Raw genomic sequence first — 14,424 nt, 5'->3', positions numbered from 1 at the left:
TCAGTTAAGACAGAATCGGTAACTGTGGCGAGGGAGCTTGCTCCCGCTGGGGCGCGAAGCGGCCCCAAAAATGGGACTGCTACGCAGTCCAGCGGGAGCAAGCTCCCTCGCCACAAGTCACTGGTTGTCTGCTCTAGCTCTTAACTGACTGGCATTAGGGCAAGCCCGGCTCCCACATCGGATGTGTTCGTCAGAGCGCGGGTTTATCAGTCGCGATAACGATGCTTGTTCTTGCGATGCCCATAGGCATGGCCGCGACCTGGGTGGCCATCGCGGTAATAGCGACGATCGTCACGGTCGCGATCGCGGTAATGGCGGCTGTCGCGATCACTTTCGTTACCCATGTAGTTGCCTAGCGCGCCGCCCGCGCCACCGCCGGCTGCGGAGCCGATCAGTGCGCCGGTGCTGCCGCCAACGCTGCGCCCTACGACGTTACCGCCGGCTGCGCCCAGTGCGCCACCAATGGCGGCTTCGCCACGGCTACGTTTGTCGGCGCCGACTGCACTACCGCCTGCGCCGCCGAGGGCCGCGCCGATGGTCGAACCGGTGTTGCCGCCCAGCTGCTGGCCGACAACGGAACCTAGAACCCCACCCAATGCGCCGCCTACACCGGCTTCGGTGGTGCCGCCTGCCATGGCTGCGCCACTGACCAGGCCAAGGGACAACAAGAGAATCGAGGAGAACTTCATTCAGGGAAACCTCAAGGGATGACGGCGCGATCCTGAGGTTGTATCGAGGCGCTGACAATCGAAATCCGACCGGCGGCAGAGGTTGTATACAATTTGCTAAGTTACTGTTTTGTATGGGGAACTTAAGTCGTTTTTACGGGTCTTTAGCTACTTCGGAACGGCCGCTTTTATGCAAAAGCGGCCTTTTTTGTGCCTGTCGAATGTGTGGTACTTGTGCTGGCCTCTTCGCGGGCAAGCCCGCTTCCACATCAGATCGGTCCACACAGTCTCAATGGTGAACCCATCCCAGTGTGGGAGCGGGCTTGCCCGCGAAAGCGTTAGTTCAAGCAACACATATCTCGGATCGAGTCAGGCCGAGCGCGCCATGATCAACCCACTGTCACTCGCCGCTTCCAAGCGAATCGCAACAAACTTGGACGTTGGCGTATGGCTACCGTCGCCAGTGCTTTCCAACGGCACCAACGGGTTCACTTCGGGGTAGTAAGCCGCCGCCTGCCCCGCCGGAATATCAAATGCCAGCAGCGTAAAGCCCTTCACGCGGCGCTCACGACCGTCTTCCCACAGCGACACTATGTCTGCCTTCTGCCCCGGCTTGAAGCCCAGGCGGATGATGTCGGCTTCGTTGACGAACAGCACGTCACGTTGGCCTTTGACCCCGCGATAACGGTCGTCCAGGCCATAGATGGTGGTGTTGTACTGATCATGGGAGCGCATCGACTGCATGATCAGGTCCGGCACTCGGCCCGTGGCGTGGGTGCGTTCGTGGATCAGGTCTTTGGGCAAGATGTTCGGGCGGAAGTTGGCGCGACCTGATGGAGTGTTCCAGCGGCGGGCGCCGGCGGAGTTGCCCAGATAGAAACCGCCTGGATGCTTGATCTTCTCGTTGAAGTCCTTGAAGCCTGGGATGGTGTCGGCGATCAGGTCGCGGATGCGCCCGTAGTCGGCCACCAGCCAGTTCCAATCCACGGGCTTGCTGCCCAGGGTAGCGGCAGCAATGCCCGCCAGGATCGCCGGCTCGGACTTCATCAGTTTCGAAAGCGGTTGCAGTTGGCCGTTGGAGCCGTGGACCATGCTGAACGAGTCTTCCACCGTCACCGCTTGCGGGCCGTCGGCCTGGATGTCTATGTCGGTGCGGCCCAGGCAAGGCAAGATCAACGCATCTTTACCGTGCATCAGGTGGCTGCGGTTGAGCTTGGTGCTGATCTGCACGGTCAGGTCGCAATTTCGCAGCGCTTCAAAGGTGCGCGTGCTGTCTGGCGTAGCTTGGGCAAAGTTACCGCCCAGGCCGATAAAGACTTTGGAGCGGCCTTCAAGCATGGCGTGAATCGCTTCCACCACGTTATGGCCATTGTCGCGAGGCACCTGGAACTGGAAACGACGCTCCAGCGCGTCCAGAAACGCCACCGGTGGGCGTTCGTTGATGCCCATGGTGCGGTCGCCCTGTACGTTACTGTGGCCACGCACCGGGCACAGCCCGGCACCTGGGCGGCCGATATTGCCGCGCAGCAGCATCAGGTTGGCGATTTCCTGGATAGTCGGCACCGAGTGGCGGTGCTGGGTAATCCCCATCGCCCAGCACATGATTACATTCTTGCCTTTGGCGTACATGCGTGCCGCTTGCTCGATCTCCACCAGGGTCAGGCCGGACTGCTCGACGATCTCCTCCCACGAGGTGTCGTCGATCTGACCCAGGTATTCCAGGACGTTGGCAGTGTGCTCGTTGAGGAAGTCGTGGTCGAACACCGCTTCCTTGCCTTCGGCCAGGGCTTGGCGTTCCCACAGCAGCAGGAACTTGGCCATGCCACGCAAGATAGCCATATCGCCACCCAGCGCCGGGCGGAAGTAGGCGGTGTTGGTCGGCTTGTCGCCGTTGGTGAGCATTTCCAGCGGATGTTGCGGGTGCTGGAAGCGCTCCAGGCCGCGCTCTTTCAGGGGGTTGATACACACCACCTGAGCGCCGCGTTTCACCGCTTCGCGCAGCGGCTCGAGCATGCGTGGGTGGTTGGTGCCGGGGTTCTGGCCCCAGACGAAAATGGCATCGGCATGTTCGAAGTCATCAAAGGTCACAGTGCCTTTGCCCACGCCGACACTCTGCGCCAGGGCTACGCCGCTGGCTTCGTGGCACATGTTCGAGCAGTCCGGGAAGTTGTTGGTGCCAAAGGCGCGTACGAACAACTGGTACAGGTAGGCGGCTTCGTTGCTGGCGCGGCCCGAGGTGTAGAACTCGGCCATGTTCGGGCTGGGCAGTGCGTTGAGGTGCTTGCCGACCAAGTCGAAGGCGGCTTCCCAACTGATGGGCATGTAGCGATCGGTCTCGGCGTCATAGCGCATCGGCTCGGTCAGGCGGCCCTGGTATTCCAGCCAATAGTCGCTTTGCTCCAGCAACGCTGTGACGCTGTGCTTGGCGAAGAAGGCCGCATCGACGCGGCGCTTGGTGGCTTCCCAGTTGACCGCCTTGGCGCCGTTTTCGCAGAACTTGACCATGCCGCTTTCCGGCGAGTCGCCCCAGGCGCAGCCCGGGCAGTCGAAGCCGCCGTTCTGATTGGTCTTGAGCATCATGCGCAGGTTTTTCAGGGCGTTGTCACTGGTCAGCCAGGCTTGCGCCACACTGATCAGAGCGCCCCAGCCACCGGCTGGGCCTTTATAGGGCTTGTAGCGTGGGGTTGGGGTCTGGTCGGCTTGGTGGTGAAGGCTCATGGCTGGTGCTCCATCGCAGGGCTATAGACCCGTGGCGCGCTTTTTTGCGGCAGGTGGATAAGGTTGAGGTTGTGCCGGCGCGCCCATTGCAAGGCCAGGCCGGTGGGCGACGACAGGCTGACCAGGGTCTGGATACCCGCGCGCAAGACTTTCTGAATCAATTCGAGGCTGCAGCGGCTGGTAACAATCGCCAGGCCGCCGTCGGTCGGAATCTTTTGGCGGATCAACGCGCCAATCAATTTATCCAGGGCGTTATGCCGGCCGATGTCTTCGCGACCCATCAGCAATTCCCCCTGGCTGTTCATAAAAACCGCCGCATGCACGGCGCCGCTGTGCTGGCCCAGGGGTTGGAATGCGCTGATACGCTGGCGCAGGCCGTCGAGCCACTGCGCCGGCGGCAAGGGCGCGCCGGGCAGTACCTGGAGGTCGGGCAATGCTTGCTCTACCGCTTCCACGCCACACAGGCCGCAGCCGCTGGTGCCCGCCAATTGGCGGCGTTGCTGCTTGAGGTTCCAGAACGCACGGCTGGAAACCTGTACCTGGGCGTACTGGGCTGCGCCTGACCCGCTGATTTTCAGGTCATAAATGTCGTTAACGTCGGTGATAATGCCGCTGCCGAGGCTGAAACCTACAATGAAGTCTTCCAGGTCCGTAGGCGTCACCAGCATCACCGCCTGGCTGATATCGTTGTAGGCAATCGCCAACGCCACTTCTTCGGCCAGCGCAGTGCTGGCGACTTCAGTGTGTTCAAGATTGCAATAGTGATAGCTCTGGCTGGCGACGGGCGCGGTCGATTCGAGAGCGGGCGCCGCGCAGTGAGGGCGCTTGGCGTTCATGGGGCAGTACCACCGGCGGATTGATCAGTGTTTAGACTAGGCGCGACAAAGGGTCACGTCTAATCGCCAGTATTGATCTATTGATAGAGGGCGTCGATCAAGGTTCACCCGCGTTTTCGTCGGGCTTATTCCAAGCAGGGGTGAGTTGGATACTTTTGAGTCTTTAGCCAGTCTGGAACCCAAGTCGGCAGGACTGGTCTAGTCTTGGGCATCTGGAAATTAAATCCCAAGGAGAGCGCACCATGAGTATTTTTAGCTTTATCAAAGAAGCCGGCGAAAAGATTGTCGACCTGTTGACGCCGGGTAATGCGAACGCCAGTGAGCAGTTGAAGGAGCATGTGAGCAAGGTGGGCTTGGGTAATCCAAACGTGCAGACCACGGTGGATGGCGACAAGGTCACGGTGACCGGTGAAGTGGCCACGCAGGAAGAGAAAGAGAAGATCCTCTTGGCGCTGGGCAACATTGCCGGCGTGGCAAGTGTGGATGACCAGATCACTGTTACTGGCCCTGCGGTTACCGCTGCTCGCTTCGTCGTAGTGAAAAAGGGCGATACCCTCAGCGCGATTTCCCTGGCGGTGTACGGTAATGCCAACCAGTACAACAAGATTTTCGAGGCTAACAAGCCGCTGCTGTCGCACCCGGACAAGATCTACCCAGGTCAGACACTGCGCATCCCTGAGTAATACGCAGGATAAAATGAGCAAGCTCGCCCTTTTGTAGGAGCGAGTTTGCTCGCGAAAAACTCACAGGCACCGCGTTTATCCAGGAAGCACGCGTTATCGTTGACGTTTTTCGCGAGCAAGCTCGCTCCTACATAAGCCCGGCAATGAGTTCTCGATAGTCCCCGACGGCTGCAAATTCTGCAGTGTCTTTTGGTCCTTTCTTGCTATCAGGCTCTTTCACCGCCAACAGATGCCCTACACCGAAATCCCGGGCACTGCGCAGGATCGGCAAAGTGTCATCTATAAACAGGCTACGGGCCGGGTCAAAGTGGATATCCGCTTGTAAGGCCTCCCAGAATTGCGGGTTTTCCTTGGGGAAACCGTAGTCGTGAGAGCTGATCAATCGCTCGAAATACGGCGCCAGTTCAATGCGCTCCAACTTCAATGACAGCGAATCACGATGAGCGTTGGTGATCATGATCACGCGCTTGCCGGCCTGTTTGATCGCCGCCAGGAAGGTATCGGCATCCGGACGCAGGGCAATCAGGTGGGCGGTTTCCAACTTGAGTTCGCGCACCGGGATCTTGAGCTCGGCGCTCCAGAAATCCAGGCAATACCATTGCAACTGTCCGGCGTTACGCTCGAACAGTGGCTGCAACTCCATCTCGGCCATGGCTCGGCTTACGCCGTGCAGTTCGGCATAGCGTTGCGGCAGGTGTTCCATCCAGAAGTGGTTGTCGTAATGCAGGTCGAGCAGGGTGCCGTCCATGTCCAGCAGGACGGTGTCGATGGCGTGCCAGGGCAGAGAGGGCATGGTGGGGTCTCATGTAAGTAAAAATATCCGACACAGACAATCGGAAAAGCCACGGTATAGTAACCCGATCACGCCAAGGAGCCGTTTATGCGCCAGAAACCCACTGTCCTCGCCCGCGAAATAGTCGCCAGTAGCCGTTTGTTCCGCGTGGAGGAAGTGCAATTGCGCTTTTCCAATGGCGTTGAGCGGACCTATGAGCGTCTTGTCGGGCGTGGCACGGGCTATGGCGCCGTGATGATTGTGGCGATGATCGATGAAGATCATGCAGTGCTGGTGGAAGAATACTGCGGCGGCACTGACGAATATGAATTGTCGTTGCCCAAAGGCCTGATCGAGCCCGGCGAAGACGTGCTTGCAGCGGCAGACCGCGAACTCAAGGAGGAGGCCGGCTACGGTGCACGGCAGTTGGAGCACATCACCGAGCTGTCATTGTCGCCCGGCTATATGAGCCAGAAGATCCAGGTGGTGTTGGCTACCGATCTCTACGAAGAGCGTCTTGAAGGTGATGAGCCCGAACCAATGCGGGTAGACCGGGTCAACCTGCGTGAGCTGTCGGCGCTGGCGCAAAACGAGCAGTTCAGCGAAGGTCGTGCCCTGGCTGCGCTGTATCTGGTAAGAGACCTGTTGACCCAGCGTGGAGCGTTCACCGCATGAGCGAACTGTTTTTAGGCCACCCGTTTATCGCTCCGGTCATTGAACTGGCTCGGCAGGCGGGTGAAGCCATCCTGCCGTACTGGCGTGCCGAGGTAGCCGTGACGTCCAAGGCGGATGATTCTCCCGTGACGGCTGCTGACCTGGCTGCCCACCATCTGATTCTCGCTGGCCTCACCGCGCTGGACCCAAGCATTCCAGTGCTGTCTGAAGAGGACGCCGATATCGATCAGAGCGTGCGTGCCGGCTGGCAGCGTTGGTGGTTGGTGGACCCTCTGGATGGCACCAAGGAATTCATTTCTGGCAGTGAAGAGTTCACCGTCAATATTGCATTGATCGAACAGGGCCGCGTGGTGTTCGGCGTGGTGTCGATACCGACCACTGGCCGTTGCTACTTCGGCGGCGCGGGCCTGGGGGCTTGGCGGTCGGACGTCAATGCAGCGCCCAAGCAGATTCAAGTACGCCAGGCTCCGGCCTCGGGTGAGGCCTTTACGGTGGTGGCCAGCCGTCGTCATACCAGCCCTGAGCAGGAGCGCCTGCTCAATGGCCTCAGTGAAGGCTTGGGCGAGTTGAAACTGGCGAATATCGGCAGCTCCTTGAAGTTTTGCTTATTAGCCGAGGGCAGTGCCGATTGTTATCCGCGCCTGGCGCCGACCTCGCAGTGGGATACCGCAGCGGCCCAGGGTGTATTGGAAGGAGCTGGGGGTGAAGTATTGGAGTTGAATGGCAAGCCGTTCAGCTACCCGGCGCGGGAGTCGTTGCTGAACCCGTTCTTTCTGGCATTGCCGGCCAAGGCGGCGTGGCGTGAGCGGCTGTTGACCCTGGCCAGATCTTAAGGCCACTGCAGAGCAAAATGTGGGAGCGGGCTTTCCCGCGATGGCGGAGTGTCAGTCATACAGCTATTGGCTGATCCACCGCTATCGCAGGCAAGCCAGCTCCCACATTTGTTTTATGTAATGGCTGCTAGCGGTGCAGGACGTACTGGCCGGTAAAGACGACGGCACGCTCTGCACTGCCCTCATTCACAATCCACGTCGCCAACGCCAACCGCGCCCGCCCATAGCGCTGATAGGTCGCCACAAAGCGCTTCCAAATCTTTTCATCCGGCGCCGCGCAAATGGCTGTCGCGTCCTGGGTCACCGGCAGCGGGTAGCTGATCTGCCCTTCCTGAATCACGATGTGCCCGTCTTCAATCCCGGCTTCACGCAGCTTCAGGTGCAGCCAACCCCAACCCGCCAGCACGGCGCCGCAGTAGAGGCTGCCGCCGAACATGGTGCTCTTGTGGTTGATATTGGCTTGCAAGGGCAGGTGCAGTTGCAGTTGGTCGTGTTGCCAGTCGAGCACCCTGAGGCCCATTTCCCGGGTGAGTGGGATGTCGTGGTGGAGGATGGATTCCAGGTAACGGCTATCACGGCTCATGGCGGCCTCTTTGTAGGTGGACGATGTCATTCGTCATCGGCGCTCTGGCCGGCACTGTCGGCGAAGTTCAGGCCGTGTTTGCGCAGTTTGTCGTGCAAGGTTTTGCGCGGTACGCCCAGGGCTTCGGCGAGGCTGCGCACAGAGCTGTGGGGGCGGGTCAGTTCGGCAGCGATCAGGCTTTTTTCGAACTGTTCGACTTGCTCGCTCAGGCCACCGGGTGTGGAGGTCAGCACCCCGGCGGCGGGGTGGTCCTGGGTGTTATCCAGGGCCAACTCCAGGCCGAGGGCGAAACGCTCCGCGGCGTTTTGCAGTTCCCGCACATTGCCCGGCCAGCTGTGGCGCAGCAACAGCGCGCGCTGGCCCGGTTGCAGTTCATGCAAGGGCAGGCCGTGGCGGCTGCTGGCCTCGTCGGCGAAGTGCTGGAACAGCATCAGCGCATCTTCACCCCGTTCTCGTAGCGGGGGGATGCGCAGCGGCGCCACATTGAGGCGGTAATACAAGTCGGCACGGAAGCGGCCCTGGTCGGCGACCTGGCGCAGGTCTTCCTTGGTGGCGGCGATAATGCGGATATCCAGCGGGATCAGTTGATTGCCACCCAGGCGTTCCACGACGCGCTCCTGTAAAAGGCGCAGCAACTTGACCTGTACATCCAGGCTCATGCTTTCAATTTCATCCAGAAACAGCGTGCCGCCATTGGCAAACTCGAACTTGCCGATGCGGCGCTTTTGCGCGCCGGTAAACGCGCCGGGTTCATGACCGAACAGTTCGCTTTCCACCACCGATTCCGCCAGTGCTCCGGCATTGATCGCCACAAACGGGCCGCTGCGTCGGCTTGAGAGGTCGTGCAGGGCGCGGGCGACGACCTCCTTGCCTGCCCCGGTTTCGCCGAGGATCAGCACATCGGCCTTGGTCGCGGCCAGTGCACCGATTTGCTCGCGCAGGCGCGACATCTGTGGCGAGTGCCCTACCAGGCGCGTACTGAGTTGCTGGCGGTCGCTAAGAGCCAGGCGCAGGCTGCGGTTGTCCAGCACCAGCCGGCGCAGGGCCAGGGCACGGCGCACGCTGTCGAGCAGCGCGTCGCTGGCGAAGGGTTTTTCCAGGAAGTCATAGGCGCCGGCACGCATGGCCTGCACCGCCAGCGGTACGTCGCCGTGGCCGGTGATCAGCAGCACCGGCAGGTCGGGGTCCTGGCCGTGCAGTTCGGCCAACAATTCCAGGCCGTCCATGCCAGGCATGCGAATGTCGCTGACTACCACGCCCGGCCAGTCGCGGGACAGGCGTGCGGTGAGCCCGTTGGCTTCTCCCAGGGGCAGGACTTTCAGGCCGGCCAGGTCCAGGGTCTGGCACAGGGCCTGACGCAGGTGTGGATCGTCGTCGATCAATACCACCTGAATCGAGTTGTCGATACTCATACACTGCGGTCCTCGGACGGTTGCAGACTGACGCCCGGCGAGCCGGCGCGCAATTTCAAGGTTAACAGCGCGCCGCCCTCCTTGTGGTTGGCGAACAACAGTTCGCCGCCGAAGGCGCGCATCAGGGTTTCGCAGATCGCCAGGCCCAGGCCCAGGCCCTGGGTGCGCGTCTTGGTGGTGTAGAACGGCTCGCTGGCGCGGCCCAGGGCTTCCATGCAAAAGCCCGGGCCATTGTCGCGAATGTACAGGTTGACGCCCTGGGGCGTGGTTTCGGCACTCAGCCAGAGTCTGCGTGGCGGGCCTTTTTCGGTGAGGGCGTCCAGAGCATTGGCCAGCAAGTTACCCAGCACCTGGCGCAGACGGGTTTCACCGGCCTGCACCCACAAGGTCGCCTCTGGCAAGTCGCGAATCAACTCCACCTCCATCGAACGCCGACGCTTGGCCAGTAATGCCAGGGCGTCATCCAGTGCCGGTTGCAGGGCCACGCTCTCCGGCGCGTGACGGTCACGGCGGGCGAAGGCGCGCAAGTGGGCGATGATCGAGGCCATACGCCCGGTCAATTCACTGATCAGCTTGAGGTTGCCGCGGGCATCGTTGGTGCGCTCATGGTCGAGCAGGATCTCGGCGTTTTCGGCATAGCTGCGAATCGCCGCCAGTGGCTGATTCAATTCATGGCTGATACTCGCCGACATGGTGCCCAGCGCCGAGAGTTTACCGGCCTGAACCAGATCATCCTGGGCGCGCACCAGTTCTTGCTGGGCATGCTCGCGCTCCAGCACTTCCTGTTTAAGGCGCCGGTTAAGGCCCTCCAGGTCGCTGGTACGCTCGGCCACGCGCATTTCCAACTCGCGGCGGGCCTTGGCTTCGAAGGCGATGCGTTCCAGATAGTGCCGGCGGCGCTGCATCAGCAACCCCAGCAACAGCATCAGCACCAACAACGTGGCACCGCCCACGGCGACGACCGTGCGCACCGGGCGGTTGATCAGCGAGCGCGGCGCGAGGATTTCCACGTTCCAGCCGGTCTCGGCGATAGCTGTGGACTGGCGCAGCCAAGCGCTGCTGCTGAGGCTCAACGGCTGCGGGTCGCGGGTGGGGTAGGGCTGGATAGCAATGATGGCCTGGCGTTCTTCGGCGGTCAGTGGCCGTGTGGCGCGGAATCGCCATTGCGGTCGCGAAGTGAGGATCACCACGCCGTTGTGGTCGGTGACCAGCAATTGTTCCGGGGTATTGCCCCACAGGCTTTCGGTGTGGTCCAGGTCGACCTTCACCACCAGCACGCCGATGACGGTATCGCCGTCACGCACCGCGGCGGCGAAGAAGTAGCCGCGCTTGGCCGAGGTAGTGCCCAGGCCGAAGAACCGGCCGAGGCGCCCGGCCATGGCTTCGCTGAAATACGGACGGAAGGAAAAGTTGCGCCCCACAAAGCTGTCTTGTTTGTCCCAGTTGGACGCGGCGAGGGTTTTGCCGGTGGTGTCCATCAGATACATCACCTCTACCCCGGCCTGGGCGGCGACGTCCTTGAGCAACTGGTTGGCATTGACCAGGTGGGTGCTGACGTGGGGCGCGCCCAATGCAGTGCGCAGGGCCGGTAAGTCCCCGAGGATCTGCGGCAGTATTTCGTAGCGGTGCAGGGTGCCCAGCAAGTTGGCGACGTAGAGGTCGAGGGTCTGGCGGTTTTGCCCGGCCAGCTCGCTGCGGTAATAGCGCTCGGCCAAATGCTCCAGCGGCCACAACAGCGGTGCCAGGCACAGAGCCAGCAGGGCGAGGCTGCGCCAGCGGGGTCTTCGCGGAAGGGGTGGGGTCATGGAAGTCGCGCCTGTGGGTACAGGCGCATTATGCCTAGTGCTGCTGTGCAAGACACTCGTGCAATGCGTCTTGCCACTGGGGCTGGCTGACGTGCCATTGCTGTTGCAGGCGGGTGCAGTCCAGGCGCGAGTTCAGCGGGCGCTTGGCGGGGGTCGGGTAGGCGCTGGAAGGGATCGGCTCCAGCTCGGCGCAGGCCTTGCCCTCGGCGCGCAGTTGCTCGCCAATGGCTTGGGCAAAGCCGAACCATGAAGTCTCACCCTGGGCAGTGAGGTGGTAAACACCCCAATCCCCTGCCTTACCGGCCTGCCACTGCTCGATCAGCACGCGGGTGCTGTTGGCGATAGTCCCGGCCCAGGTCGGCGCACCGATCTGGTCGGCCACGATGCGCATCTGCGGTTTTTCCTGCAGGAGGCGCTGCATGGTCAGCAGGAAGTTCTTGCCGTGGCTCGAATAGACCCAACTGGTGCGCAAGATCAGGTACTCGCCGCCTGCAGCCGCAATCGCCTGCTCGCCCGCCAGCTTGCTCTGGCCGTAGACACCCAATGGGTTCGGCGTGTCGCTTTCGGTGTACGGGGCAGGTTTGGTGCCGTCGAACACGTAGTCGGTCGAGTAGTGAATCAGCGGGATGCCCAACGCCTTGGCCTCTTCGGCGAGGATGCCGGGGGCGATGGCATTGATGGCGAACGCAGCGTCCGGCTCGCTCTCGGCCAGATCGACGGCGGTGTGGGCCGCCGCGTTGATGATCAGGTCAGGGCGATGGGTGCGTACTTGCTGGCGGATAAGGTCTGCGTCTGCCAGGTCAAGCTGGTCGCGGCCCAGGACGAGGAGTTCGCCCAGGCCCTTGAGCCGCTGTTGCAGCTCCTGGGAGACTTGGCCGTGTTGGCCGGTGATGAGGATTTTCATGGGAACAAGTCAGCTTCCATCAGCAGTTTGCCGACCTGATCCTTGGCGGAGAGTTGCGGCGGTTCGGCCAGCTCCCAGTCGATGGCCAGCGTCGGATCATTCCAGAGAATGCTGCGCTCGGCGCTTGGCTGGTAGTAGTCGGTGGTTTTGTACAGGAACTCTGCGTACTCACTCAACACCACGAAACCATGGGCGAAGCCTTCCGGCACCCAGAGTTGGCGATGGTTCTGTGCCGACAAGCGGACACCCACCCACTGGCCAAAGTTGGGTGAGCTGCGACGGATGTCGACCGCTACGTCCAACACTTCACCGTAGGTAACACGCACCAGCTTGCCTTGAGTGTGTTCAAGCTGATAGTGCAAACCTCGCAGCACGCCTTTTTGCGAGCGTGAGTGATTGTCCTGCACGAAATTACGCTTGAGCCCGGTGGCCGTTTCAAAGGCGCGCGCATTGAAACTTTCGTAGAAGAAACCGCGTTCGTCGCCGAATACCTTTGGCTCGAGGATCAGTACGCCGGGTAGTGTGGTTTCAACTACATTCACTGGGTCTCTCCGGCAAGCGAGTAGAGGTATTGGCCGTAGCCGGTCTTGCCAAAGTACTTGGCGCGCTCCAGCAGATAATCACGATCGATCCAGCCATTTTCATAGGCGATCTCTTCCAGGCATGCCACTTTCAAGCCCTGGCGGTGCTCGATGGTCTGAACGTAGGTCGAGGCTTCCAGCAGGCTGTCATGGGTGCCGGTGTCGAGCCAGGCGAACCCACGGCCGAAGCGTTCAACGTGAAGATCGCCACGCTGAAGGTAGGCATTGTTGACGTCGGTGATCTCCAGCTCGCCGCGTGGCGAAGGCTTGACCGCCTTGGCGATCTTGATCACGTCGTTGTCGTAGAAGTACAGGCCGGTCACGGCATACGGTGACTTGGGCTTTGCCGGTTTTTCTTCGATGGAAAGGGCGCGGCCCTCTTTATCGAAATCAATCACACCGAAGCGCTCCGGGTCTTTCACCCAATAGCCGAAAACAGTAGCGCCCGAGGAGCGCTCGGCTGCGGTGCGTAACTGATCGCCAAAATGCTGGCCGTGGAAGATGTTGTCCCCCAGAATCAGGCACACCGCGTCATCACCGATGAACTCTTCGCCAATGATAAATGCTTGAGCCAGCCCGTCCGGGGAAGGCTGTTCGGCATACGTGAAACGCACGCCAAACTGGCTGCCGTCTCCCAGCAGGTTTCGGTACTGCGGTAGGTCTACCGGAGTGGAGATCACCAGAATGTCCTTGATGCCTGCGAGCATCAGCACGGATATCGGGTAGTAGATCATCGGCTTGTCATACACCGGCAACAGCTGTTTGGACACTCCCAACGTAATGGGGTGTAGGCGAGTGCCGGAGCCGCCAGCCAATACAATTCCCTTCATCATGCGATTAGATCCTTCAAGTCGGTGTTGCCCAATCGTTCTCCCTGATAACTGCCGTCCTGGACCCTGCTGCACCATTCCAGATTATCGAGGTACCACTGTACGGTTTTGCGCAGGCCGGTCTCGAAGGTTTCTTCCGGGACCCAGCCCAGTTCGCGTTCGATCTTGCTGGCGTCGATGGCGTAGCGTTGGTCGTGGCCTGGGCGATCCTTGACGAAGGTGATCAGGTCAGTGAATTTCTCCACACCGGCTGGGCGTTGCGGCGCCAGTTCTTCCAGCAGGGCGCAGATGCCACGTACCACGTCGATGTTCTTCTGTTCGTTGTGGCCGCCGATATTGTAGGTTTCGCCCACAGCCCCAGTGGTGACCACTGTGAGCAGCGCACGGGCATGATCCTCGACGAACAGCCAGTCACGCACCTGCAGACCATCGCCATACACCGGCAGTGGCTTGCCCGCCAGGGCGTTGAGAATCACCAGCGGGATCAATTTTTCGGGGAAATGGAACGGCCCGTAATTGTTCGAGCAGTTGGTCAACAGCACCGGCAGGCCATAGGTGCGCTGCCAGGCGCGTACCAGGTGGTCGGACGCTGCCTTGCTCGCGGAATACGGCGAGCTCGGTGCGTAAGGCGTGGTCTCGGTGAAGAGGTCGTCCACGCCGTGCAGGTCGCCATACACCTCATCAGTGGAGATGTGGTGGAAACGGAATGCGCTTTTTGCCGGCTCTGCCAGCTTCTGCCAATAGGCTCGCGTGGCTTCCAGCAGGCTGTAGGTGCCAACGATGTTGGTCTGGATAAAATCCGACGGGCCGTCAATGGAGCGGTCGACATGGGACTCGGCCGCCAAGTGCATGATCGCATCGGGTTCGAAGCGTGCGAGCAAGGCGCTGACGGTGGCCTGGTCGATGATATCGGCCTGGACAAACTCATAGCGGCTGTTGGACGCGATGCTGGTCAGCGACTCGAGGTTGCCGGCGTAAGTCAGCTTGTCCAGGTTGAGCACCTCGTGCTCGGTGTGCTGGATCAGGTGGCGGATCAGGGCTGAGCCGATAAAGCCAGCGCCGCCAGTAACGAGAATGCGCATATCGGAGGGCCCTTTCCTTAGATAGACATTATGCGGATGAAG

Annotated in this window: 14 protein-coding genes; 3 read left to right on the top strand and 11 right to left on the bottom strand. The window is 60.9% G+C overall.

Annotation, left to right across the window (positions count from 1 at the left end):
• Positions 1-206: 206 nt before the first annotated feature.
• The 3 genes from AC07S6_RS22880 to fdhD form a co-directional block, all read right to left on the bottom strand.
• Positions 207-689, bottom strand: coding sequence for a glycine zipper domain-containing protein (locus AC07S6_RS22880; RefSeq protein WP_034125502.1), 483 nt, complete (start codon positions 687-689; stop codon positions 207-209).
• A 348-nt stretch (positions 690-1,037) separates the two neighbouring features.
• Positions 1,038-3,386 (bottom strand): FdhF/YdeP family oxidoreductase, encoded by a 2,349-nt coding sequence (locus AC07S6_RS22875; RefSeq protein WP_495113115.1) that lies wholly within the window; start codon positions 3,384-3,386, stop codon positions 1,038-1,040.
• A complete protein-coding gene (fdhD, locus tag AC07S6_RS22870; RefSeq protein WP_003187702.1) occupies positions 3,383-4,222 on the bottom strand; it encodes a formate dehydrogenase accessory sulfurtransferase FdhD in 840 nt (279 codons plus the stop codon). Before fdhD ends, AC07S6_RS22875 begins: the two co-directional genes overlap by 4 nt.
• 242 nt (positions 4,223-4,464) lie before the next feature.
• Here fdhD and lysM point away from each other — a divergent pair, with 242 nt between their 5' ends.
• A complete protein-coding gene (gene lysM / locus AC07S6_RS22865; protein WP_003187704.1) occupies positions 4,465-4,905 on the top strand; it encodes a peptidoglycan-binding protein LysM in 441 nt (146 codons plus the stop codon).
• 127 nt (positions 4,906-5,032) lie between these two features.
• Here the strand turns inward: lysM and yrfG are convergent, their stop codons facing one another.
• Positions 5,033-5,698, bottom strand: coding sequence for a GMP/IMP nucleotidase (gene yrfG / locus AC07S6_RS22860; protein ID WP_495113114.1), 666 nt, complete (start codon positions 5,696-5,698; stop codon positions 5,033-5,035).
• Between the two features lie 87 nt (positions 5,699-5,785).
• On the opposite strand from yrfG, the gene nudE reads away from it, so the two are divergent.
• Together nudE and cysQ are read left to right on the top strand one after the other, a co-directional pair.
• Positions 5,786-6,352 carry an ADP compounds hydrolase NudE gene (gene nudE, locus AC07S6_RS22855; RefSeq protein WP_014716485.1) on the top strand — a complete coding sequence of 189 codons (567 nt, stop codon included), beginning with the start codon at positions 5,786-5,788 and terminating at the stop codon, positions 6,350-6,352.
• A complete protein-coding gene (gene cysQ / locus AC07S6_RS22850) occupies positions 6,349-7,185 on the top strand; it encodes a 3'(2'),5'-bisphosphate nucleotidase CysQ (protein ID WP_034125507.1) in 837 nt (278 codons plus the stop codon). Before nudE ends, cysQ begins: the two co-directional genes overlap by 4 nt.
• Positions 7,186-7,312: 127 nt before the next feature.
• Here cysQ and AC07S6_RS22845 read toward each other — a convergent pair whose 3' ends face one another.
• The 7 genes from AC07S6_RS22845 to rfbB are packed head-to-tail and all read right to left on the bottom strand — an operon-like array spanning position 7,313 to position 14,382.
• Positions 7,313-7,768: a thioesterase domain-containing protein gene (locus AC07S6_RS22845; protein WP_495113113.1), complete on the bottom strand. Its 456-nt coding sequence runs from the start codon at positions 7,766-7,768 to the stop codon at positions 7,313-7,315.
• 26 nt (positions 7,769-7,794) lie between these two features.
• Positions 7,795-9,180, bottom strand: coding sequence for a sigma-54-dependent transcriptional regulator (locus tag AC07S6_RS22840; RefSeq protein WP_495113112.1), 1,386 nt, complete (start codon positions 9,178-9,180; stop codon positions 7,795-7,797).
• Positions 9,177-10,985 carry a sensor histidine kinase gene (locus AC07S6_RS22835; protein WP_495113111.1) on the bottom strand — a complete coding sequence of 603 codons (1,809 nt, stop codon included), beginning with the start codon at positions 10,983-10,985 and terminating at the stop codon, positions 9,177-9,179. Before AC07S6_RS22835 ends, AC07S6_RS22840 begins: the two co-directional genes overlap by 4 nt.
• 34 nt (positions 10,986-11,019) lie before the next feature.
• Entirely contained in the window at positions 11,020-11,889 is an 870-nt protein-coding gene (rfbD, locus tag AC07S6_RS22830; RefSeq protein ID WP_495113110.1) for a dTDP-4-dehydrorhamnose reductase, read from the bottom strand.
• On the bottom strand, positions 11,886-12,431 hold the full coding sequence (rfbC, locus tag AC07S6_RS22825; protein WP_054922633.1) for a dTDP-4-dehydrorhamnose 3,5-epimerase: 546 nt from the start codon (positions 12,429-12,431) through the stop codon (positions 11,886-11,888). The genes rfbD and rfbC overlap by 4 nt, the downstream gene beginning before the upstream one ends.
• Positions 12,428-13,303: a glucose-1-phosphate thymidylyltransferase RfbA gene (gene rfbA / locus AC07S6_RS22820; protein WP_003187717.1), complete on the bottom strand. Its 876-nt coding sequence runs from the start codon at positions 13,301-13,303 to the stop codon at positions 12,428-12,430. Before rfbA ends, rfbC begins: the two co-directional genes overlap by 4 nt.
• Complete coding sequence (gene rfbB, locus AC07S6_RS22815) at positions 13,300-14,382, bottom strand: dTDP-glucose 4,6-dehydratase (protein WP_495113109.1); 1,083 nt, start codon at positions 14,380-14,382, stop codon at positions 13,300-13,302. The genes rfbA and rfbB overlap by 4 nt, the downstream gene beginning before the upstream one ends.
• Positions 14,383-14,424: the final 42 nt, after the last annotated feature.

The organism is Pseudomonas sp. GW821-FHT07B01, from assembly GCF_059419065.1.
This window is presented reverse-complemented; position numbering and strand designations above follow the sequence as displayed.

Coding starts and splice junctions, on each gene's coding strand:
- rfbA (WP_003187717.1), bottom strand. CDS start 13,303: ATGATGAAGGGAATTGTATTGGCTGGCGGCTCCGGCACTCGCCTACAC.
- rfbB (WP_495113109.1), bottom strand. CDS start 14,382: ATGCGCATTCTCGTTACTGGCGGCGCTGGCTTTATCGGCTCAGCCCTG.
- lysM (WP_003187704.1), top strand. CDS start 4,465: ATGAGTATTTTTAGCTTTATCAAAGAAGCCGGCGAAAAGATTGTCGAC.
- rfbD (WP_495113110.1), bottom strand. CDS start 11,889: ATGAAAATCCTCATCACCGGCCAACACGGCCAAGTCTCCCAGGAGCTG.
- nudE (WP_014716485.1), top strand. CDS start 5,786: ATGCGCCAGAAACCCACTGTCCTCGCCCGCGAAATAGTCGCCAGTAGC.
- AC07S6_RS22880 (WP_034125502.1), bottom strand. CDS start 689: ATGAAGTTCTCCTCGATTCTCTTGTTGTCCCTTGGCCTGGTCAGTGGC.
- AC07S6_RS22875 (WP_495113115.1), bottom strand. CDS start 3,386: ATGAGCCTTCACCACCAAGCCGACCAGACCCCAACCCCACGCTACAAG.
- yrfG (WP_495113114.1), bottom strand. CDS start 5,698: ATGCCCTCTCTGCCCTGGCACGCCATCGACACCGTCCTGCTGGACATG.
- AC07S6_RS22835 (WP_495113111.1), bottom strand. CDS start 10,985: ATGACCCCACCCCTTCCGCGAAGACCCCGCTGGCGCAGCCTCGCCCTG.
- cysQ (WP_034125507.1), top strand. CDS start 6,349: ATGAGCGAACTGTTTTTAGGCCACCCGTTTATCGCTCCGGTCATTGAA.
- AC07S6_RS22840 (WP_495113112.1), bottom strand. CDS start 9,180: ATGAGTATCGACAACTCGATTCAGGTGGTATTGATCGACGACGATCCA.
- AC07S6_RS22845 (WP_495113113.1), bottom strand. CDS start 7,768: ATGAGCCGTGATAGCCGTTACCTGGAATCCATCCTCCACCACGACATC.
- fdhD (WP_003187702.1), bottom strand. CDS start 4,222: ATGAACGCCAAGCGCCCTCACTGCGCGGCGCCCGCTCTCGAATCGACC.